Annotated in this window: 25 protein-coding genes (1 of these 25 cut by a window edge); 5 read left to right on the forward strand and 20 right to left on the reverse strand. The window is 42.8% G+C overall.

Annotated elements, in window-relative coordinates; genetic code table 11:
- Positions 1–456 carry the 3' portion of an RNA-binding protein gene (locus GSF13_RS22745; RefSeq protein ID WP_102057648.1) on the forward strand. 12 nt of this gene lie to the left of the window's left edge, so 456 of the gene's 468 nt are visible here — the last part of the coding sequence; its start codon lies off the left edge, out of view; the stop codon is at positions 454–456.
- Here the strand turns inward: GSF13_RS22745 and murI are convergent, their stop codons facing one another.
- Together murI and GSF13_RS22755 are read right to left on the reverse strand one after the other, a co-directional pair.
- Positions 457–1,233: a glutamate racemase gene (gene murI, locus GSF13_RS22750; protein ID WP_211867183.1), complete on the reverse strand. Its 777-nt coding sequence runs from the start codon at positions 1,231–1,233 to the stop codon at positions 457–459.
- Positions 1,234–1,296: 63 nt separating this feature from the next.
- Entirely contained in the window at positions 1,297–2,424 is a 1,128-nt protein-coding gene (locus tag GSF13_RS22755; RefSeq protein WP_010604385.1) for a DUF5610 domain-containing protein, read from the reverse strand.
- 164 nt (positions 2,425–2,588) lie between these two features.
- Here GSF13_RS22755 and trmA point away from each other — a divergent pair, with 164 nt between their 5' ends.
- Positions 2,589–3,683: a tRNA (uridine(54)-C5)-methyltransferase TrmA gene (trmA, locus tag GSF13_RS22760; RefSeq protein ID WP_211867185.1), complete on the forward strand. Its 1,095-nt coding sequence runs from the start codon at positions 2,589–2,591 to the stop codon at positions 3,681–3,683.
- 10 nt (positions 3,684–3,693) lie between these two features.
- On the opposite strand, the gene GSF13_RS22765 is transcribed toward trmA, so the two are convergent.
- Genes GSF13_RS22765 through ccoG form a run of 5 tightly spaced genes read right to left on the reverse strand, consistent with a single transcriptional unit; the run spans position 3,694 to position 7,970 of the window.
- Positions 3,694–4,152, reverse strand: coding sequence for a DUF523 domain-containing protein (locus tag GSF13_RS22765; protein ID WP_010604383.1), 459 nt, complete (start codon positions 4,150–4,152; stop codon positions 3,694–3,696).
- Positions 4,153–4,200: 48 nt separating this feature from the next.
- On the reverse strand, positions 4,201–4,830 hold the full coding sequence (locus GSF13_RS22770; RefSeq protein WP_010604382.1) for a thiol:disulfide interchange protein DsbA/DsbL: 630 nt from the start codon (positions 4,828–4,830) through the stop codon (positions 4,201–4,203).
- 18 nt (positions 4,831–4,848) lie between these two features.
- Positions 4,849–5,472 (reverse strand): thiol:disulfide interchange protein DsbA/DsbL, encoded by a 624-nt coding sequence (locus tag GSF13_RS22775; protein WP_206471517.1) that lies wholly within the window; start codon positions 5,470–5,472, stop codon positions 4,849–4,851.
- Between the two features lie 16 nt (positions 5,473–5,488).
- On the reverse strand, positions 5,489–6,463 hold the full coding sequence (locus GSF13_RS22780; protein WP_206471518.1) for a serine/threonine protein kinase: 975 nt from the start codon (positions 6,461–6,463) through the stop codon (positions 5,489–5,491).
- 49 nt (positions 6,464–6,512) lie between these two features.
- A complete protein-coding gene (ccoG, locus tag GSF13_RS22785; RefSeq protein ID WP_102057652.1) occupies positions 6,513–7,970 on the reverse strand; it encodes a cytochrome c oxidase accessory protein CcoG in 1,458 nt (485 codons plus the stop codon).
- 249 nt (positions 7,971–8,219) lie between these two features.
- Between ccoG and GSF13_RS22790 the strand changes: the two genes are divergently transcribed.
- The gene (locus GSF13_RS22790) at positions 8,220–8,579 is read left to right on the forward strand and encodes a hypothetical protein (RefSeq protein ID WP_026001103.1); all 360 of its coding nucleotides are present in this window, start codon (positions 8,220–8,222) and stop codon (positions 8,577–8,579) included.
- Positions 8,579–8,782 carry a hypothetical protein gene (locus tag GSF13_RS22795; protein WP_010604378.1) on the forward strand — a complete coding sequence of 68 codons (204 nt, stop codon included), beginning with the start codon at positions 8,579–8,581 and terminating at the stop codon, positions 8,780–8,782. The genes GSF13_RS22790 and GSF13_RS22795 overlap by 1 nt, the downstream gene beginning before the upstream one ends.
- 3 nt (positions 8,783–8,785) lie before the next feature.
- Here the strand turns inward: GSF13_RS22795 and GSF13_RS22800 are convergent, their stop codons facing one another.
- The 13 genes from GSF13_RS22800 to gspC form a co-directional block, all read right to left on the reverse strand.
- The gene (locus tag GSF13_RS22800; protein ID WP_174171060.1) at positions 8,786–9,355 is read right to left on the reverse strand and encodes a UPF0149 family protein; all 570 of its coding nucleotides are present in this window, start codon (positions 9,353–9,355) and stop codon (positions 8,786–8,788) included.
- A 106-nt stretch (positions 9,356–9,461) separates the two neighbouring features.
- Positions 9,462–10,220 (reverse strand): type II secretion system protein N, encoded by a 759-nt coding sequence (locus GSF13_RS22805; protein WP_010604376.1) that lies wholly within the window; start codon positions 10,218–10,220, stop codon positions 9,462–9,464.
- A gap of 2 nt (positions 10,221–10,222) precedes the next feature.
- The gene (locus GSF13_RS22810) at positions 10,223–10,696 is read right to left on the reverse strand and encodes a type II secretion system protein M (protein WP_010604375.1); all 474 of its coding nucleotides are present in this window, start codon (positions 10,694–10,696) and stop codon (positions 10,223–10,225) included.
- Positions 10,693–11,898 (reverse strand): type II secretion system protein GspL, encoded by a 1,206-nt coding sequence (gspL, locus tag GSF13_RS22815; RefSeq protein WP_174171059.1) that lies wholly within the window; start codon positions 11,896–11,898, stop codon positions 10,693–10,695. The genes GSF13_RS22810 and gspL overlap by 4 nt, the downstream gene beginning before the upstream one ends.
- Positions 11,895–12,896 carry a type II secretion system minor pseudopilin GspK gene (gspK, locus tag GSF13_RS22820; RefSeq protein ID WP_099031899.1) on the reverse strand — a complete coding sequence of 334 codons (1,002 nt, stop codon included), beginning with the start codon at positions 12,894–12,896 and terminating at the stop codon, positions 11,895–11,897. Before gspK ends, gspL begins: the two co-directional genes overlap by 4 nt.
- Positions 12,893–13,531 (reverse strand): type II secretion system minor pseudopilin GspJ, encoded by a 639-nt coding sequence (gene gspJ / locus GSF13_RS22825; RefSeq protein ID WP_010604372.1) that lies wholly within the window; start codon positions 13,529–13,531, stop codon positions 12,893–12,895. Before gspJ ends, gspK begins: the two co-directional genes overlap by 4 nt.
- Positions 13,531–13,908 (reverse strand): type II secretion system minor pseudopilin GspI, encoded by a 378-nt coding sequence (gene gspI / locus GSF13_RS22830; protein WP_206471521.1) that lies wholly within the window; start codon positions 13,906–13,908, stop codon positions 13,531–13,533. The genes gspJ and gspI overlap by 1 nt, the downstream gene beginning before the upstream one ends.
- Positions 13,905–14,498, reverse strand: coding sequence for a prepilin-type N-terminal cleavage/methylation domain-containing protein (locus tag GSF13_RS22835; protein ID WP_010604370.1), 594 nt, complete (start codon positions 14,496–14,498; stop codon positions 13,905–13,907). Before GSF13_RS22835 ends, gspI begins: the two co-directional genes overlap by 4 nt.
- A 3-nt stretch (positions 14,499–14,501) precedes the next feature.
- Complete coding sequence (gene gspG, locus GSF13_RS22840) at positions 14,502–14,927, reverse strand: type II secretion system major pseudopilin GspG (RefSeq protein ID WP_026001105.1); 426 nt, start codon at positions 14,925–14,927, stop codon at positions 14,502–14,504.
- 64 nt (positions 14,928–14,991) lie between these two features.
- Positions 14,992–16,218, reverse strand: coding sequence for a type II secretion system inner membrane protein GspF (gspF, locus tag GSF13_RS22845; protein ID WP_206471522.1), 1,227 nt, complete (start codon positions 16,216–16,218; stop codon positions 14,992–14,994).
- Positions 16,218–17,705 (reverse strand): type II secretion system ATPase GspE, encoded by a 1,488-nt coding sequence (gspE, locus tag GSF13_RS22850; protein ID WP_211869064.1) that lies wholly within the window; start codon positions 17,703–17,705, stop codon positions 16,218–16,220. Before gspE ends, gspF begins: the two co-directional genes overlap by 1 nt.
- Before the next feature lie 91 nt (positions 17,706–17,796).
- Positions 17,797–19,863, reverse strand: coding sequence for a type II secretion system secretin GspD (gene gspD, locus GSF13_RS22855; RefSeq protein ID WP_010604368.1), 2,067 nt, complete (start codon positions 19,861–19,863; stop codon positions 17,797–17,799).
- Positions 19,864–19,890: 27 nt separating this feature from the next.
- Positions 19,891–20,775: a type II secretion system protein GspC gene (gene gspC, locus GSF13_RS22860; protein ID WP_010604367.1), complete on the reverse strand. Its 885-nt coding sequence runs from the start codon at positions 20,773–20,775 to the stop codon at positions 19,891–19,893.
- A gap of 276 nt (positions 20,776–21,051) precedes the next feature.
- On the opposite strand from gspC, the gene hslR reads away from it, so the two are divergent.
- A complete protein-coding gene (hslR, locus tag GSF13_RS22865; RefSeq protein ID WP_010378496.1) occupies positions 21,052–21,462 on the forward strand; it encodes a ribosome-associated heat shock protein Hsp15 in 411 nt (136 codons plus the stop codon).
- Positions 21,463–21,465 lie beyond the last annotated feature (3 nt).

Below are 21,465 nucleotides of genomic sequence, written 5' to 3' on the forward strand. Positions count from 1 at the left end.
GATCATAAAGCAATTTTGATCACTTTGGTTATTGCAGTAGCGAGCTTTTTCATTGTTGATCTTGCATTAAGCTCTACTCAGCTCGACGCTGCTCTTATGCTTGCCGTAGGTATTATCATCGGTGGCGTAATAAGCCAGTTTTTAAAAAGTGATACACAACAAGAAAAACAATCAAACTTATCAACCACTACATTATATGTAGGTAATCTACCATATCGAGCCAACGAACATGTTGTCCGCGAGCTTTTCGAAGAGCAAGGGCAAGTATTTTCAGTTCGCCTACTTAAGGATAAAAACACAGGCAAACGACGTGGTTTTGGTTTTGTTGAGATGTCTAAGCAAGATGCAGAAAAGGCGATTACTCAACTCAATGAACGTGAATTTCAACAACGTACATTAAAAGTAAGAGAAGCAAAGCAAAAGCCTGAAGGTGAGATGGATCACTCACCCGCTTAATTAATCTTTATTTAAATTAATAATAGAGATTACTTCTTTACTACCCATTACTGGTGCCGTTGCATAGAAACGCACTTTCGATGCACTCGGCACCTTTTCTCCTACTACTATTTGACTTCCCAACAATGACACTGCGCGATTGGCTATTGCTTTGCCAGAATCAACCAGCTCAACATGCTTCTGTAAGCAATTCTTGATATCGTGAGCTATCAACGGAAAATGTGTACATCCCAACACGAGCCTATCAACAGTGGCTGGAATGTAAAGCCGGTCTATTTCCGCGCAAAGTGCCTCTTTATCCAACTCGTTATGCCAATAAAAGTGCTCAGCGATCCTTACAAGCTCCGTTGAATGCAAAGTTTCAACTTTACAACCTGAGGTAAAATCCATGATGAGCTTATGTGTATAAGCATTATTTGACGTTGCCGGTGTTGCCAATAGTGCGATGTGCTTGGTCTTTGAACTAGACGCAGCAGGCTTAACAGCAGGAACAACACCTATAATTGGAATCTGGGTATGTTTTCTGGCTTCTTCCAACGCGTATGTTGAAGCGGTATTACATGCAATAACGATAAGATCAACATTGCCCAAGTATTGCTGTTGCCAACGAATAAGTCCCTTGATACGTGATTTGATTAGCTCTTGAGGCTGAAGGCCATATGGGAGAAAAGCGTTGTCCATAACATAACTAAATGAAACCCCCTGCAAACATACCTTTAAGTGCGACAGCACACTGGTGCCACCGATCCCCGAATCGAAAACCAAAATATGCGACAAACTTCATACCTCAAATCAATGAAGTATGAAGTTTGCCATGAGTCCTCGCGAAAATAAACTGGCTTAGCTTGTTTGTTTTTGCTCAACTTGCTCTTTATTTAGTTCATTCAGTTTACTAAAAAAGCTACTAGCATAATCCAAAAATTCATTTAGTCTCGACTGACCTTCATTCATCCAAGCAAGCAGGTTTGGCAACTCATTATCGGCATTGAGTCCCTTAGCTTGCTCTTGCACATCTGCTAACTGCTTATTCAGTGGCATAAATGCCTTCTCTAAGTCTTTCATTGGATTGCCTTGCTGATATTGAGCAATCGCAGCAGATGTTTTACTTTGTCTTAAATCCATCGTGAAATTAGTGATCTGATCTGAGTTTAAGCTAAGCGACTTTGCCAAATCGAAAGCTTCATCGTATTCACCACCGAAAAAAGAATCACTGACATTACGGATATCTTCCATCATATCGTTAATTGCCTGCTGCTCCTCTTCGTTCAGCTCACCATTTACCTTAATTGAGAAACTGACTTCGTGAGAGGACTTAGTGCCATATGCCATGCCATAATCATTACCTTTTTGCGCAACACTCGCAGCGGCTCCCTGAGCATACGCATCGGAGAATGAAATAACGACTTCATCCCCTTCAGCTGTAGTAAATGCATATTCAGCCTGATTAGAAAGACTCGCAAACTGTGCGGCACTGATCGCTAATGCCTTTGGCGACTTTTCTTCAAACAATTCTTTTTCAAAATCATCTAAACCTTTAAAAATCCCTTCTCGTGATTTTTCAATACCATCTTCGATGTCGGAATTGAAAGCGCCCATGCCTTTTAACTCTTCGCTGGCTTCATCAATACCCTGCAGCACGCCCTTACGTGCCCCATCTAGCATGGATTTCAATTCGTCATCATTTTTGCCGTCGACTTTGGCTTTCTTCACTGCCCCCTGAACAAAATCGAGTACATTTTTGACAATAGATTCAAAATCAAATAGTGGCTTGTCTTTTTTATCTTGTGTCGGCTTCTCAATCCCCAACGCTTCTGCAAGCTTATCATCAAGAATTTTAGCTGCTAGCTTAGATTTATTCCCCGCATAGCTGTCCGAATTAATTTGGATATTTGGTCCTATCCCTTTGCTCTTTCCAGGCTTATGCTGCATCGCTGGATTGAGCAACTGATTTAATTGCCCGATTTTCATGGTATGCCCTCCAATATATTAGTTAGATTATCGGCATATTTGCGCAAAGCTAAAGTATAATGATTAAAAAAACAGCAAACCAGACGCATCAGTGATGCTAGACTGGACAAATTAGCAACGCTCCCTAAAATAGCGCCTCTTAATTCAACATAGATGGTTTTAGCATGGCAGTAATAAAAATTGATGATTCAGCATACGAGCAACAGTTAGCAGATAAAGCTGAGCGTATCACAACACAATTTGCACAGTTTGATGCACCTGCACTTGAAGTGTATGAATCTGCAACTCGCCATTACCGCCAGCGCTGTGAATTTAGAGTATGGCATGAGGGTGAAGATCTGTTTCACATCATGTTTGACCAGCAAACAAAAGAAAAGATCCGTGTTGATAGCTTTGATCCTGGTGCGCCGCTTGTCAATGAAATGATGCAGGTGATGATACATCAGCTGAAAGGCAACGAAATATTGCGTCGTAAACTGTTTCAGATCGACTACCTCACGACACTGAGTGGTGAAGTACTGATCAGCTTGCTTTATCACAAGCAGTTAGATGAAGCGTGGCAAACCGCGATGCAGACATTGAGAGCCGAGTTGCAACAAACCTATAAAGTTGATTTTATCGGTCGTGCTAGAAAACAAAAGGTTGTGTTTGGCAACGACTATGTAACTGAAAAACTAAGCGTTAACGGTAAAGAGTATATTTATCAGCAGGTTGAGAACAGCTTTACGCAACCGAATGCGGAAGTGAATCAGAAAATGCTAGCTTGGGCGCAGTCCATCGGTGAACCGCTAAGCAACGATCTACTTGAGCTTTATTGTGGTAACGGTAACTTTTCAATTGCGTTGGCTGGTTCATTCAATAAAGTGCTGGCTACGGAGATCTCTAAATCATCAGTAAAGTCTGCACAATTTAATATTGCAGCAAACAAAGTCGATAACTTAGATATTATTCGCATGTCGAGTGAAGAGTTTACACAAGCCATGAAAGGGCAGAAGTTTTCTCGATTAGATGGTATTGATTTACAGTCCTATGATTGCCAAACGATTCTTGTCGACCCGCCTCGTGCTGGTATGGATGAATTAACCTGTCGCTTAGTCAGCAACTACGACAACATTATTTATATCTCATGTAATCCAGACACATTAGAGCGTGATTTAGCCTTGTTATGTGAAACACATAAAATCGCACGCATGGCAATTTTCGATCAGTTCCCTTATACCCATCATATTGAATCTGGCGTTTACTTAGTGAGAAAGTGATCTCTAACGATTAACGACTGGCTGCCATCGCTGTGATAAGTGCTGGCAGTTGAGTTTCGCTAAAGACTTGAATACCGGATTGCTGTAATAAAGACGCCGTTAGCCCCTGCCCTACTATTTTTTTACCTGTATGACTACCATCGTAAATCAGATTGCTGCCGCAAGACGGACTGGACTCTTTTAACAACGCAAACTTTATATCGTGCTGAAGACAAGCCGCTAGCGCTTTTTTAGCACCGAGTTCAAACGCGGTGGTAAAATCATCCCCTTGTTTACTCAAAACTTTACCATCTGCTATTTCAGCCGATGGGCGAGGTGTTGGTAAACCACCAGATACTTCGGGGCACAGCGGTAAGACCCAATTTTTTTGCCGCCAATACTGCAAGGTATTATCTTGAAGGCTTTGTGAAGAGGCGTCATACCTCACCGGATAACCTAATAAACAGCTAGAAACTAAAACTTTAAACATAAAAAAGCCCCGCAACAATTGCAGGGCTAGTCTAATACAAATTAGATTTTATTTCTTTGCTAAATAATTCACCAAAGCTGCAATTTGCTCAGGCTTAGTCGTACCAGACTCACGAAGCAATAGCTTGTATTTACCGTTTACCACGAACATTGGTACCCCTGTTAGCGCGCCTTTATCAGAAAGTGTCTTCTGCATTCGTTGCATTTTTGAAGCTTTAGTACGAACAGAGAAACTGGCATAAAGTTTATCAAACTTCTCTTCTTCAACACCTTGTGCAATAAAGATATCTTTTACATCAGCAAGTTCATTGATTTTTGCGCGCTTGCCATGGATATGATTAAACATGGCTGCAACTATCTTGTCTTTTTGTGGCAGCACTTCAGCAGTTGCAAGTGCTTGTGCCAACACCTGTTGGATCTCAGGCTCTCTTGGACCAACAAAATCTATATGGCTCTTTTTAAACTTAACGCCTTCGTCCAGCTTTGGTTTAACGTCAACGATTAAATTTTCCATTGCGTTACAGGCTGGACAATAAAAAGAAAAATACTCCATTACCTCAGGCTTTTTCGTGCCACGCTCGGCAATAACTTCATAATGCACACCTTCTTCAAATGGCGCAGCCTGAGCAAGAAGAGGAAGCATTAGTGCAACCGCTAAGCCTTTTAATACTTTCAACATACTAACTTTCTCCAGTCCTTATTTTTTTAATAGATATGCGATCAATTCATCAAGCTGCTCTTGGCTCTTGATACCTTTCATTTCGATTCTGTATTTGTCATTTACGATAAAAGTTGGAACGCCTGTTAGTGCACCCGCGTCAGAAAACTTATTTTGTGCTTTAAGCATGTTATTTTCAGCACTCACGACAGGCATACTCGTTACAGCCTGCTCAAACTTTTCAGCAGAAATCCCATTTAACTCCATTAGCGTTTTCAAATCTTTAATGTCTAACAGTTTGTTTCTTTCAACATGAATAGTATTGAAAATCTTCTCAGCAATCACATCCGCTTTGCCTTCTTGCTCGGCAATAATATAGGCATAGCTAAGATTACTTTGCGTCTCTGTAGGAATACCTCGTAGGAAGTTTACATGGCTTTTTTCAAAGCGAGCTTCCTTTGGTAAATTCTTTTCAATCGCTTTTGCAATTGGCTCAAAGCGGAAACAGTGAGGACAGTAAAAAGAGAAAAACTCGGTAACTTTCTCTGATTTACTCTGTTCGGTTGTTAAGGTCGTGTAGTGCTCACCTTCGGTAAAGTCTGAAGCCATTGCTGCAATAGGCAAAAATAGTGCGACTAATGCGATTCTGAATTTCTTTAGCATGTTACTCTCTCTAATTTTAAGGAAATAGGCTCAAACTTGGTTCATCTAATGCGGCAAATTGCTCTTTTAACGCTAGGATCTGTTGTTCCCAGTATTTGTCTGTCGCAAACCAAGAAAAGTTCCGTTCGAATGCAGGATCCTGCCAGCGCTGTGCCAACCAAGCCATATAATTCACCATTCTCATGGCACGTAGCGGCTCAATTAACGCAAGCTCTTTTGAATCAAACGGCATAAATTCTTCGTAACCCATAAGCAGGGTGTCTAACTGTACCAATTGCTCGTTGCGGTCGCCATTTAACATCATCCACAAGTCTTGTATTGCAGGGCCTTGCTGACAATCATCAAGATCCACCAACATCAATTGATCTCTAGACCACAATAAATTTCCAGCATGACAATCCCCATGAAGCCGAAGTGTTTTAGTAACTTGATACTTTGAGGTTGCTTTGTTAATAACTTGCTCAAGAATAGTAACAAATGGAGTATGTAGATGACTAGGTACTAGCTGGCTTTTTAGCAGTGTTTGTTGCGCATCAACCAAAAAACGCTGGGTATTGAGCTGTGGTCTATGCTCGAATGCTCGCTCAGCCGACAGACAATGCAAGCGCCCTAGATAGCGACCTAAAATTTCTAAGTGGTCTAGATTATCGAGTTCGAACTGGCGTCCACCAACGCTTGGAAACAACGTATAGCGGTAACCTTCATGAAAGTGCAGACTACGCCCAGCAATAATTAAAGGTGCCACAACTGGCACTTCAGCTTCTTTCGCTGCCAGCGCGAACTCATGCTCTTCAAGAATTTGTTCATCCGTCCAACGCGCTGGACGGTAAAACTTCACTACATAACGCTTGCCGTCCTCAGCACCAAATTGATAAACACGGTTTTCATAGCTGTTCAGGGCCAATAACCCCGTTGTAGGATATATCTCAAGTGCCTCAATCGCATCTAAAATAAGATCCGGTGTCAGTGCGTTAAAACTAAAATCGTTCATAATGTTTATAAAAAAGCGAGGTTTTATACCTCGCTTTTACCTTACTCTATTATCTTCCTTTGAAGAAATTGGTCGGCTGCGCCAGCCGCTCTTCTGGATCTTCTTGGTTAATAAGCACAAACTCAAATTCGGTTACTGGCTTTTTCAAATCATATGGATCAATCACAACAGAGAGTGGCACATCTAATGTCGTGCCTGCAGCTAAGTGCACCTCATGCTTACCGATCACCTGATAATTACTTAGACCCGTTATTGCAATAGAAAATTTCTGCTCAACTTGCGCTTTGTTTATCACTTTCAAGGTATAGGTATTTTCTACCAATCCCTCAATATTGACACGATAAAGTTGATTTCTATCCCGAATAATATCAAGATCCATCGGCTTACGCATCGCAATATTCGCAACTAATGCACCAGTGATAACGACCAGGATCATTAAATAACCGATTAATTTACCACGTACTGGTTTGGTCTTTTCGCTAGATGATTCTAAATTGCGCTCTGTAGTGTAAGCAATTAATCCGCGCGGGTAGTTCATCTTATCCATAACACCATCACAGGCATCAATACACGCACCACAGTTGATGCACTCATATTGCAAACCATTACGAATATCGATACCGGTAGGACACACCTGAACACACAGGTTACAATCAATACAATCTCCTAGACCTAGCTCTTTTGGATCTTGCTTGCGTCCTCGAGGACCGCGACTTTCACCTCGTTCGCTATCATAAGCGACGGTAAACGTATCCTTATCAAACATGGCTGATTGGAAGCGAGAGTAAGGACAGATGTGTAAACACATAATTTCCCTCATCCAACCGGCATTACCATAAGTACAAATGGTAAACACGATGATGCTAATGACGGAATAAAAACCTGCTGAAAAAGTAAGTAAATCAGGGAGCAATGAGCGGATCGGGGTAAAGTAACCAACAAAAGTGATTGCGGTATACAGTGAAAAGAGTATCCAGCTACCGTGTTTTGCCGTTTTTCGCCAAAACTTGTCAAAATCCATCGGTCTCTGATCTAGTTTTTTCCGTTGGTTTGCTGTTCCTTCAAATTTTTCTTCAAACCAAATAAAAATAAACGTCCAAACGGTTTGCGGACAGGTGTAGCCGCACCATACCCGGCCATAGAAGGTGGTCACCAAGAACAGAGCAAATGCCGCTATCATCAGAATAAAAGCAAAGATAGTCAGATCTTGTGGCCATAGTGTCATGCCAAAAATATTGAACTTCTGCTCAAAAATATCGAACAACACCGCTTGATGGCCGTGAAAGTTTAACCAAGGTAAAGCCATAAATGCCAACATACCAATAAAGCCGATACGCCTTCTTAGCAGTTGATGTAGGCCAGACACCGCCCGGACATATATGCGATTACGAGGATTAAAACGATCGGGCGTAGAGCTATTGAGCGATTTCCCTTCAGTGCCACCTATTGGCTTTTGAATTTTTACTTCAGACGGTATGTTTTTAACCTTGATTCTTTCGTTCTCCATGGAAGCTCCTTAGTGCTTTGGAACGAGATGCACTTGCTACAGTGACCTTGAAAAATACAGGCTAAACTATTGCAATGTGCCCCATGACATAGTTTAGCGCTTACTATTATACGCTTTGAAACCCTATGATTAATAGTAAGTTGAGCTAAAACCCACCATAAATGATGAGAGACCTGTTGCGACCTGACAGACAAGTTTATTACACTAGGAACAAGATTTTTGTTAGCTAGATCAAATCAGCGTCAGATTATGAAAAAATTCTTAGTATTAGCCATTATAGTCGTTGCTCTGTTTACTGTGGATCATCCATTGATTAAAGAGCCAAGAGATAGGTTACTCGGTCAAGGCGTTGAAGTGCTAAGCGAGTCCAGCAAAGTACAACGCAGTACGGCTGCAAGAATCGCCAGAGCCAACGTAGTAAAAGCAATTACCATGACAGATGACGAAAAGCGCTATATTGATGAAGCCCTTGCAACAGATGAAAAAGTAAGGCTTTTCCACCTCAAGTATTGTAAAGAAAACGACTATAACTTGTATTTTTACGGCCCCGATCTCGTCAAAATCTGTGAAATTGCAGAGCAAGCCATTCATGAAGCAAAGGGATTATAATGGACTTTAGTCAATTAAATAAAAAGTCGGCAAAATCCTTTAATGATCAAAAAGCACTCATCAAAAAGCTTAGTCAGGGACGTGTTGTCAATTGCCCAAGCTGTCAGCAACCCATAGCACTCAGTTTAAGCCAATCAACGTCAAATAGAGCTGTGGCGCAATGCCAGCAGGGTTGCACATTTATCGAGTTAGATCTCGCATAAAGGTTATTCAAATAGTCCACTATTCACTGCGGCAACTTCGACTAACTCAGCATAAGATGCGGCAAACTCGTCAGCCAATTGCGCTTGAGTTAGTTGAAACTCGACCAGTGACTGTCCTATTTTGTCACAGTAAATCGTTAACTGTTGCTCACCAAGTGCAAAGAGCCCTAGTTGTTCTGTGCTCACTTGCAAAGCTTGTTTAATATCGTCGGCGAGCGGACTGGACATCAATTGCTCGTAAAAGGGCGTTGCCGCCATTAAAAATCCTTCGGCCCAATTAATTTTTTGCTCAAGTGGTGTTTCACTATTCCAAGGCAATTGAAATTCAGTTTCGTATACCTGCTCAGAAATCTCATGATGTAAGGCCATCAATGCAAACGCAATACTCTCATCTAATTCTGGATCCGCATTGGTTAAAGTCTTAAGCCACTTATCAACCTCAATACCGTTCGGGTCTATGCAGGTAGCAAATAAATATCCTTGTAAAAAAGCGATATCAATAGAAAGCTTGCGCGCAGAAAAGTAGTTTTCTAAATTCAGCTGATCAGCTGCAGTAAAAGAGAAGTCGTGCATAGTGTTGCCTTGAACTTAGGCGCCGTATCAGCGCCTACAAAAATACTTTTATATTAATAACTAACCTGAGATTAGATTAACTAAAGTCTGATATGACAGAAGTATATTATAAATTTACCGGGTAACGACCTTCGCCATCCGGTCTACCCAAAAACTTAACCGCATCGTGTACTTCTTTTGGTAGACTTGCATCTGGCTTAATATTACCAGATACGCGAAACTGGAAATTGGCAGCAAGTGTCGCATCAGCCTGTAAGCCCAGACGATTTTCAGGGTCAACAAGCACGGCAATATCTCCTGATTTACAATCGAGCTGGCCACTAAGGTCGCCGATACTAAACCAACCATTCATGCCTTTAACATCAATATTTGGACTACTTATCTCACCATTTAGCCCTTCACAGTATGGTGCACCACTTTGGTACTTTTTCACATTGACGATAACACGCCCTTTGGCATCAACCGGCAATGGCAGGGTTACTTGATCCATAGCCTGCTCAACACTGAAACGAAGTGAGGCATTATTTACCATCACTGATTTACTGACTAAATTCGATGAGAAATTAGCTTTTCCTGAGATCTCATTTTTATCTCTCGCATTACCAAACTGTACATTGCCTGCCAGATCACCGAGTAGTAAAGCCGACGGTTCAAGCTCCCACTGAACCTGATTCAATTGAATGTTATTGAATCTCACACCGCTCACTTGACCATGCCAAACAGAACCATTTACTGCACCTAGCTGCAAATTAGCTGGCAATTGACCTTTAAAAACTTGCAGCAACACCGCTGCTGGCATAGTAAAAGCACTAAAAATAATAAATGCGAGTAAAAATATAATGAGTAGAGATAGTGTTTTTTTCATAATTATTTCTCTAAAACCAAGCGACTAACACGCACAAAGCCAGGTAAATTCCCTTGTGTAAGGTCTAGGTTTTCTACTTTTACTCCATGCTTATTTGTCAGTTCATCTATCCAAGCAACAAGTTTATTAAATTCCACATCATCGATGGTTAAACGCAGGCTTTCGCCACTAGGTTGCATTTTACTGATATCGATTTGAAAGCGGCCACGGGTGTTATTGACTATCTGGCTGATATTACCGCCGCTAATCACCTGTGCAGGGCTGTTAGATTTCAGCTTATTCACGCTTTGACCAACCCAATTTACGAGCTCGTGATTACGTTTTAGCTTAGCTTCGGCATCGCTGACAGCCTGATTTAAAGGTTTGAATATACCCATTATCAGAACAAAAACGACAAAAATAACGCCGGCAACGATCAGCAGTTTTTGTTCTTGCTCTTTTAAACCACGCCAATAGTTAACTGCTTGCTGCTTCATGCTGCACCTCGAATACGAATTTCACCCACCACAAAGTCACCATCATTGTTCAGGGCCCCCTGTTCAACGCTTACACCGCGTTGCTCTAAAATTGCTTTGACCTGACCAAATATCTGGAACTCTTTTGCGCGCGCTCTAATTCTGAGTTCATTCCTACGTTTGTCGTAACGTAGCGTTTCAGGAGCGAAAGCATCAACCTCTTCATAAATGGCCACAAAATGATTTGTTAATTCGAGCAAGCCGCCTTGCTCCGTACCAGATAAAGCATCAAGCTCATTTTGGATCTGTTTTTTCAATAAATGCGGACGCACTACTTTATTTGGAAATGCCTGTTGATACATAGCAACCGCTTGGGTTTCTAGCTGATTAGCTTGATGACTTATTACATACAGTTGAGTGCCTTTAATTGCGATAAAGCTCACTACTGCCACGCTCGCCGCTATTAAGCCACTGCGCCAATCACGCCACCACTGCGGTTGCTTTTTCTTCGCAGCGAACCGACCTTGACGCAAATTAAAATCAATATTTGATAATGATTTCGCGAAGATGGCTAAAGGTAAATCGTAATCTTGTTGTTGCGCAGTGAGCGCTATCGTTTCTGAGAAATCACTTGCAGGGCTAAAATGCGCCAGCTGCTCAACACCCGCAATGGCGAGGTACTCGTTAACCCAGCTAAGTTCAGCAGTGCCAACTTGCCAAGCATTGTGTTTGAATAGCCATTGCTGCCCTAACTGCACGGCACTAGTCATCTCTTCATGAAGCGGCAGACATAAGGCGTCTGGTAGCGCTTTACTTACACTGATCCCTGCGTCATCGAAGGTACTAAACCAGCTTTGTAGCCAACTGCTATCACAAATCGCAACATCGATAGTATGTGTGTCGGCTTTCATACCCGGTTTACCAATTGCGATAAATAGCGCATCGATGTCGGTCGCGACATGTTCCTCAAGCATAAACGGTAAGGCTTGCTCTAGTTTCCTATTCCATTTTGCTGGTAATTCTAGCGTGCGTAACTGTACCGCAGTCGCTGGTAGTAACAAAACAACCGGTCTCGTTTGCGCTTTTTCGGCAAGGCTACCAAGCTGTTCACTCCCTTCTAATTCACCACTGGCAATAATTTGTTGTTGTTCTGTTGACCACACTAACCAGTGTATTGTCGCCTGGTGTGACTGATCCACACGGATCAATAATTGTTCTGTCACTCTACGCCTCCAAATTTACGAGCAAGCACGTACGCTTTACCATCTTTTGTTTCTATAATTGATGTGAGAGAAAAGCGTCGCTCATCAAACACAGCTGTTGCTCGCAACTGAAAATAATTGCTGTTAATCGTAAAAATTTTGGAAGTCTTGTTAGGGTCTTTGACCCCTTGATTCGCGACTTCCGTGTAAAATTCATTAATATCGGTAAAACCTTTTTTTGGTCTTGCAGAAATAATAGCTTCAGCACCTGACTTCGATAAACCAGGTATAAGCGCACTGAGTAAAAGCGCTTGTTCTGGCAATATCGTATTGACGTTTACCGCAAGCTCCTCACTTCCGGGGATCACGCAAACATAAGGCTTAATCTTTTCCATCACCAGCGGGTTAAAGCCCTTAATCACGCGTAGCTCACTAACAGACGCCATCAAATTATTAGCCGTTAAATAAGGCGTCTGATTAGACATATACTCGTCTTCTTCTGCCCCTGAGCGGTAAGTAATGCTATCTTCGTCAAGCCAATCGTAGACACTATCAGCAAGGGCTTCCTCGCTTTCGTTACTCGGCAAATCCTCAATATTCTTCAAAAGCTCCAATAGCGCAGCATGGGCTGGGTTAGTATTCTTTCCACCAATCTGCTGACCACCTTGGTTATTTCCATTTGTTTGTGACTTTGCTCTCAAAGCATTCAGGTTTAGGCATGCCTGTAAGTCTGTAACTTTACCGCTCAACGTACCATGGTCAACGGGGTAAGGCACTTCTTCACGAGCCCAAGGCTGGTCTAGATTAACGGTATCAGGATCATCTTTTTTCGCTTGTATCAACGCTCTTTTGACTAATTCCTCAGCACCATAGCTATACCACTTGGCTTGTTGCTGAGTTTGAATATTCGAGGCCTTTTGTACCTGCACCATTAAACTACTCGCCATTTCAGCGGCAATTGTCGCTGCCAATGCAACGATGAAAAGTACGATGACGAGTGCCGCACCTTGCTGCTTCATGGCTGTTGCCCCTTATCATCAGCGACACCACTGCCTGGCGTTAAAAATAAACGGCTTATTGGATCCGAGTCTTTTCTTTGCAACGTCACTTTAATCGCTTTAGGTAACGATTTCGACTTCCAATCAGCTTGCCATTTTAGTTTGTCGTCCAAAAATTCAAACTTTAATTCTTCGACATCTTCCAAGATGACCTGCGCGCGGGGCTCTGTTCCATCTAGCTGATCAACGTATATTCGATAAATACGCTCAAGCTTGTCATCGATAACCCGATAGCCCACTGCCTGCAGTTCAGAGCGAGGCAATAAACTAATAGGGTTAGTCCAACCATCACGAACAAAAGCGATACCATCATATTGGCTCTCAAGCTCATACCGGCCATGGATGATATAAGTTGGGCTAAAATCCCCGGCTTCATTTCTGACTTCTCGCTTAGTGATCTGATTAAAATCCTGATCCATCAAGCGGAAAGTCGTTTGTAGACCTTCAATTTCGGCAATTTTTTCCGCTGATGCAGCTTGGGCCTTCAGCGTTGAATCTAAAATTTGGTGAGTCGCCGTCACCACCACCGCTAAAATAGCCAGTGCCAACAATACTTCTATTAGCGTGAAACCACGCTGAGGTGTATGCACTGTCACTACTTACTCCGGTACATAAAAGTGGTGATGTCATACACTGAGTTTTTGAGTTCAGGTTCGCGGAAAACGTGCACGGTGAGCTTTACAAAGCTAGGATCTGCGGTTTGTTGGATATGCTGTTGCCAATACCAAGTGACCCCGGCCATTTCCTCTTCGCCTTTGTTACCATTCTTCCCATGCCAGTCATCACCTTGCGCACGCAAAAATACCAAGCGATTTTCTGCCACCCACGACGCATAGGTCTGCTCTTCAAGCGAGCCGATATGGTTTATATGTTCGCTTGTTGCTTGCATTGCAGCAATACCAGCGACAGCACAAATACTGAGCGCAACCATGACTTCAAGTAAGGTAAAGCCCAAGCTTTTTCTAGCGTTCATTCTTCAGGTTCCCGCTTCAGCCCTACTGGTGCCATAAATTCACCTTCGACAAAAAATATTGGCTCTTGAAGCTCTTTATTTTCCACACTTAATCTAAATGCGCTGACTTCACCGGAAGATAAAATAAGTACTTGCGGGATCTTGAGCTTTTTAAGTTCAAGCAAATTGTCGTCGTCGCCGCCACTCATCAACTCTCGCCAATTTGCTTGCTCAAGTAAGTTATCTTGAGACCAAGGCAGATCTTCTAAGATTAATTCCACTTTGTACTGCTCAGGCAGCTCAATTGGTTTGTAGATATCGTCGGCTTCGAAAGTTCGCCACTTCTCACCGTCAAAAACCAAAAACTCAATCACACCTTTATCTAAGTGAAAACCAAGTTCAACCTGATTTAGTACTGCAAATTCTGATGCAAGATTAATCGTCCCCTGCACACGCATAGCCATGGTTTCGAGCTCTTCCTCATCACTATCACTGACGGTATAAGTAATGAGATTTACTGAAAAAGCAATGATCACCAAGACAATAAGGACTTCTAGTAAACTGAAGCCCTTTACCTTAGCTAATGCCGGTTTATGCAGAGGTGCTAACATAGATTAACGTTCGTCTTCCGTATCCCAGTTACCGATATCATCATCAGTTCCAACTTCGCCATCCGGACCCATTGAAAAGATATCGATTTGGCTCATTTCGCCAGGACTTACTAATTGGTAAGGATTACCCCATGGATCTTCTGGAAGCTTAGAAATAAAGCCACCTTCAGGGAAACGTTTTGGTACCGGGTCAATATTGGTTTGCGTTACCAAAGCTTCCAAGCCTTGCTCTGTAGTTGGATAGCGTTTGTTTTTTAGTTTGTACATCTTCATTGCGTCTTCAATCTGACGAATATCTAGACGTGCCTTTTCTTTTGCTGCTTCTTCTTGTTGACCCATCACGTTAGGCGCAACGATAGATAAGATCATACCGATGATAACAAGTACCACCATCACTTCTAGTAGTGAGAAACCTGATTGTTTTTTCACAATGTTTACCTCAATGCTGTTATTGATGACCATGCAAAAACATGCGATGGCCTTTCCTTTTTGACTACAATCCTACGGCTTTGTTCATCGCCATAATCGGCTGAAGAATCGCCATAACTATAAACAGTACAATAATTGCCATCGTCGCTATCATCGCAGGTTCTAGCAACTTCAGCGAGACATTTACCATACTTTCAAATTCTCTTTCTTGGTTATTCGCTGCACGCTCAAGCATCTGTTCTAATTCACCCGACTTTTCACCGCTGGCAATCATGTGCAGCATCATAGGTGGGAACATTTTGGTCTGTTGCAACGACGCTCTAAGGCTTGCACCTTCACTCACACGAGTCGCCGCTTCTGCAACGGAGGCTTTGATTTTTTCGTTCTCAAGTACTTGGCCTGAGATTTTCATGCCCTCAAGTAGCGGAACAGAACTCGATGAGAGAATACTTAAGGTACGCGCAAATCGTGCAGTATTGACACTGCGAGTTACCTTACCAAGACCTGGTAAACTCAGCAGCTTACTATCATACCAAAAGCGGATCTTAGGTTTTTGTAATGCTTTTTTAATCGCGTAGGTGCCAATGACAACCACTGCCAATGTGATCATCCAGTAGTTTTGTACAAAATTACTGGCAGCCATAACCCACTCTGTTGTCCAAGGCAGTGCTTGCTTAGATTTCTCAAAGGTCTTCAAGATCTTTGGTACTACCGTTCCCAATAGAATGGAAACAATCGCGATAGCAAAGATGACCAAAATAATGGGATACACCATCGCTTGCGTAATTTGGCTGCGCATATGCTGGCGCTGTTCAGTGTAATCGGCCAAGCGATTTAGTACTTCATCTAAGTGCCCTGACTTTTCTCCAGCGGCAACCATTGAGCGGTACAAGTGATCAAATACGTGAGGAAACTCCGACATACCATCTGCAAGTGTATAACCTTCAACGACTTTTGATCTTACCGCCATCAGCATACGCTTTAGTCTTGGCTTTTCGCATTGCTCAGCTACAGCCATCACCGCAGCTTCAACAGGTAAAGAGGATTGGATCAAGGTTGCCAACTGGCGCGTGATCAAGGCAAGATCTGATACCGAGGGACGGTAGCCTTTAAAAAGCGTAAAACCACCACTACTTTGGTTTTTATCTTTCTCCGCAGCAGGCAAAACTTCAAGTGGCATCATGGCTTTTTCTCTTAGCATCTGCCTAACTTGCTTCGCCGTGTCTGCTTCTAAAATTCCTTTCTTCTCTTTGCCTTTATCATCTAAGGCGCGGTATTCAAACGCTGCCATTAGCCTTCCTCACGTGTTACACGCATTACTTCTTCTAAGGTTGTTTGACCAGCAAGTACTCGCGAACAGCCATCTTGTCGGATGCTTGGCGTACGCTTACGAATATACTTCTCAACCGCCTGCTCACCTTTACCGTTATGAATAAGTTCACGGATGGGCTCATCAACGATGAGAAGCTCATGAATACCTGTACGGCCTTTGTAACCATTGAAGTTACACTCTTCACAGCCGACTGCACGGAAGATTTGCGTGCCACTGTCTTTGGCCACACCCAGTAGTTCACATTCTCGTTCATCCGCCAAATGCGCTTCTTTACAGTTAGGGCAAAGCGTTCTTACCAATCGCTGTGACAGCACGCCTAGCAGTGATGAACTCAAAAGAAACGGCTCAACACCCATGTCTTCCATACGCGTGATAGCACCGGCGGCTGTATTCGTGTGTAGTGTGGATAATACCAAGTGACCGGTCAAAGATGCTTGAACACCAATTTGCGCGGTTTCTAAATCTCGGATCTCACCGACCATCACTACATCGGGATCTTGACGTAGGATTGCACGTAAACCTCGAGCGAATGTCATATCCACTTTTGGATTCACTTGTGTTTGGCCAATGCCTGGGATCTCATATTCAATCGGATCTTCAACCGTTAAAATATTGCGATCCTTAGAATTGATTTGTGTCATGCCTGCGTACAGGGTCGTACTCTTACCTGAACCCGTTGGACCAGTAACCAGTATAATACCGTGAGGCTTGGCTATGATCTCTGCAAACGCATCGCGGTTTGCTTGGGTCATGCCCAAATCTTCGAGATCTAATCGCGCATTATTTTTGTCTAGTAGACGCAGCACCACTCGTTCACCAAAGCTTGATGGCATCGTTGATACACGCACATCCACGGCTCGTCCCGCGATCCGCAGACTAATACGACCATCTTGCGGCACACGTTTTTCTGCGATGTCGAGCTTAGCCATTACTTTGATACGAGAAACTAATAATGAAGACAATTTACGGTTTGGCTTCAAGACTTCTTTCAGTACACCATCAACCCTAAAGCGAATAACTAGTTCTTGCTCGAATGTTTCGATATGAATATCCGATGCACCTTCTTTTATCGCTTCACTCAACATGGCATTAATTAGCTTGATGATAGGCGCATCATCATCCGCTGCAAGCAGGTCTTCTGTTTGTGGCAATTCTTCAGCAAGCGAGAACAAGTCCATCTCGTTGCCGATGTCTTCCATCATCTGTTGTGTTTCAGAGCTGTCTCTTTGATAAGACGCCTCAAGCATATGCTCAAAGCGTTCTTCATCTAAAGCTTCGAGATGTAATGTCTTTCCTGCAACTCGGCGTACCTCCATCAACGTTTCAAGATCGAGCGTACCTTTGTGAAAGAGCTTAGCCTGATCGCCATCAGGGCTGAGTAACACCCCTTTGCGACGTGCAAACGAAAATGGCAAACGTAAAGTGATTGCTGGGATGGGCGGCATTTCAGCCACCTCACCTAGTATTGGCTCAGCGCTTTGCAGCTGCGCTGCCATCTCTTCAGCTTCAGCTCCTAAATCCGGCGTGACTTTCTCATCAATCATTTTCACGCTCTTTTTTGTTTTGTTCTTTTAAGAACTCTTCATACGTAGGAGGCAGAGTAAGCTTATCATCCCACTTAGGTAAGATTGGCGTGTCTTCAAATGGCATTAGCTCAATGCCATCTTCTCTTTGTTTATGCTGCTCACCACGGATAAAGTTATATTTTGAATGGCTAATTTCATTCATACTGCGGCTATCACGTACAATAGTCGGACGAATGAATACTAATAGATTGCGTTTTTCCTTTTTAGTCCCTGTTGATCTAAATAGGTGACCTAATATTGGAATGTCACCCAATAGTGGTACTTTAGATACACTTTCTTGAACGGTTTCATCAATCAGACCACCTAAGATAACCATGCCGCCATCATCAGCGATAACCGTGGTATTGATAGCACGTTTAGCCACTCGAATATCCACCGACGTCGCACCTTTCACGCTTGATACTTCTTGTTCTATCGTCAGTTGAACCGCTGTGCCATCGTTAATCTGAGGGGTTACTTTTAATTTAATACCCACTTCTTGGCGGTCTACCGTTTGGAACGGGTTTGAATTATTGTCGTTCGCCGTTGAACCCGTAACAATTGGCACTTCTTCACCGACGATCATGGACGCTTCTTCGTTATCCATAGTCGTAACCGATGGCGTGGCAAGAATATTTGAGTTGGTATCAGTAGTTACCGCTTGAATGATTGCACCCCAATCATTCTTGACAATACCTGCGGCTAACCCATTAATACCGCCTAGAACTTTGGCAAGCCCAGTCAAATCGCCCTTAACAGTCTCATCATATTCTGTTGTTTTTCCAGATTCTGTACCTGTTATATTTTTAGTGACTGTTTTGTCACGAGCTTGCTCAGCAGCAACCGCTATGGATCCAATTGGTGCAGTTGTACCGTCATTAAACTGTAGCATACCGCCTTTTTCAGAGATCCATTGTAAGCCAAGGTTAATACCATCGGCTTCAGAAACCTCAACAACAATCGCTTCAACCAATACTTGGGCACGACGGATATCCAGTTTTTTAATAACTTGACTCAGTGAACGCATAGTGTCTGGCTGCGCCGTTATCACCAATGAGTTTGAGTCTTCATGCGCCTCAATGCTGGTTTCATTTTTGCTACTACTGCGAGTTCTTGCTTGCTGACCTGCGGCTTGCTCTTCTTCAATCGATTTACTCACGCCTTGAAGAACCTTAACCAGATCTTCAGCTTTTGCGTAATTCAGATAGAAGACCTGAGTATTGCCTTGGGATTGCAACTCGTCGTCTAAACGCTTTATAAGCTCAGCAGCTCGGCTACGCGCCTGTGACTCGCCGCTGACAATGACGCTATTAGTGCGGGTATCTGACACAATTTTCGGGATAAGGAAGTCTGGTACACCGCCTTTCCCTGAGTCTTGAAAAATCTTTTCAACGACTTTAACAACATCTTCAGCAGTGGCATGCTTCAGCTTAACGATATCAACACGTTTATCACCTGCTTGGTCAACCGTTTTGATTATATCAACTAGACGATTCACCGAGGACGCGTGGCCAGTTAGCATCATCACGTTTGCTGAATTTAGATTGGTTACGTGACCACCATCTTTTTGGTCACTGAACTGACGAATAAGTGGACCAAGCTCTTGCACGCTAACGTTCTTCACGCGAACAACGCGTGTTACCATTACGTCACCATTACCTAGCTCTTCACCAGATACCAAAGGTACATTTGACTTTTTACCATCAGAACTACGAACTACCTTAAGCACACCGCTATCCATTTCAATAACAGAATAACCGTACACTTCCAGCACGTTTAAAAAGAACTGATAATAAAGCTTTTCATCCATCAGCTCATAACTGCGAACATTGATATTACCGCGCACGTTAGGGTCTATGATGATAGTTTTATTCAGCTTATCACTAACGATATTAATGAATTCATTAATATCAGTGCCTTTGAAGTTCGCGGCATATTCAACCGCAGAAACAGAAAGTGAAATACCAGCAGCAATCAAGAGCGTTGCATACTTAGCTAACCCTTTTTTGGTTTTTGTGAGGTGTAGCTTTTTACCCATTATTCTAAAACTCCAAAATTAGTAACTTTACAGGCTAAACTGCACATCCATCACTTGACCGTCTCGCTCAATCGTGATGTTCGCATCTGTGCTCGTTCTAAGTTCATTAATAGCTGACATAGCCTGTTTCATATCCGTGAGCTGAAACCCATTAATTGCGATTGCTAAATCATTCGCTTTAAGCCCCACCTGTTCGAACAATTCAGGATCCTTTCCAGGTGAGAGACGATAGCCAATAACTTCGCCGTTACGCTGTTCCGGAGCAATCTTAATATAATCAAATAATTTACCTGGATCGCTGAGCAATTCCTGGCGACGATTTGCTAGTTCATTTCGAGATGGGGTTGGTGAAGCTGTGCTGTTGACGATTTTCTTTGACTTTGTTGGCATCGCCACAGTGCGACTAAACTCTATACCATCTAACATCAGCGTTTCAAAACGCCCACTGACATCCAAAATCACACGATCAGGTAACACTCGGGCAAGCTTAGCGCGAGTGCCTGTGATTGGTGCATCAACTGAGTAGGTCTCCTGGCGACCCTGAGACTCGATAATAGCAAGACCCGCACCATCATCTTGGCTTACCGCTACGATACCGGTTAGCCTAACGTTAAGCGTTGTTTCTGGTGCATCAGAAACCACGGGCTGTGGTTTGGTATCAGGCTTAGCATTTGCCTCACCAAACAAATTTTGAGCGACAATTCCTTGGCTTGTGATACCGCTACTTGATTGACTATACAGTTGTGATGCTGGAAGCAAGGGTTGTGTTTGTGGCACTGGCCATAACAACCAAAATAATTGCGAAAAGAGAAACGCAACGTAAACAACCGACAGGACAACAATGATACGACTCAATTTTGCGTGAGGCAAACCAAGCCAAAACTTCTGAAGCTGTTGTAACTGTAATTCCATATAATACTTTTCTTATTTTCTTGAACGCCCCAGTGTACCGCCTCGAAATTTTTTCAACAAGCGTGCATTTGTTAAACTTTTAATTAAATAGGTACACCGTAGGCCAATTAACTGAATCTAAACTTAACCTTGGAACATAGACACTCATATTAGTTCATTTTTTAGGTAAAGTGCGATTAACTCACAAGTTTAGTGCCTGTCATCTACTTTGTTTGCATAACGAAATATGCTAAATTTGTTAGGTTAAATTTCACACTAGCAAATAGTTAACGAATTGTGACAAAACTCCAACAGGAAAACAACCAATCTGAACAGAAAGTTCGTATTGATAAGTGGTTATGGGCTGCTCGCTTTTACAAAACACGAGCGCTTGCTCGCGATATGGTCCAAGGTGGCAAAGTACATTACAACGGTCAACGCTGTAAACCAAGTAAAACGGTTGAAGTCGGCGCGGTAGTGAAATTAGCCCAAGGATATGAAGAGAAAGAAGTAACCATACTCAAAATCATGGAAAAGCGACAAGCGGCTCCAATTGCTCAAACTCTTTATGAAGAGTCTGAAGCAAGCATTGAAAAACGAACGCAAAACGCGTTGGCGCGCCAAAACAATAGCTTGTTTGCGCCTCGTCCTGCCACTAAGCCGGACAAGAAACAACGCCGTGAATTACTTAAATTGAAATCAAACTAGGAT

Origin of the sequence: Pseudoalteromonas sp. M8 (genome assembly GCF_018141365.1) — a bacterium.
Lineage (GTDB): Bacteria > Pseudomonadota > Gammaproteobacteria > Enterobacterales > Alteromonadaceae > Pseudoalteromonas.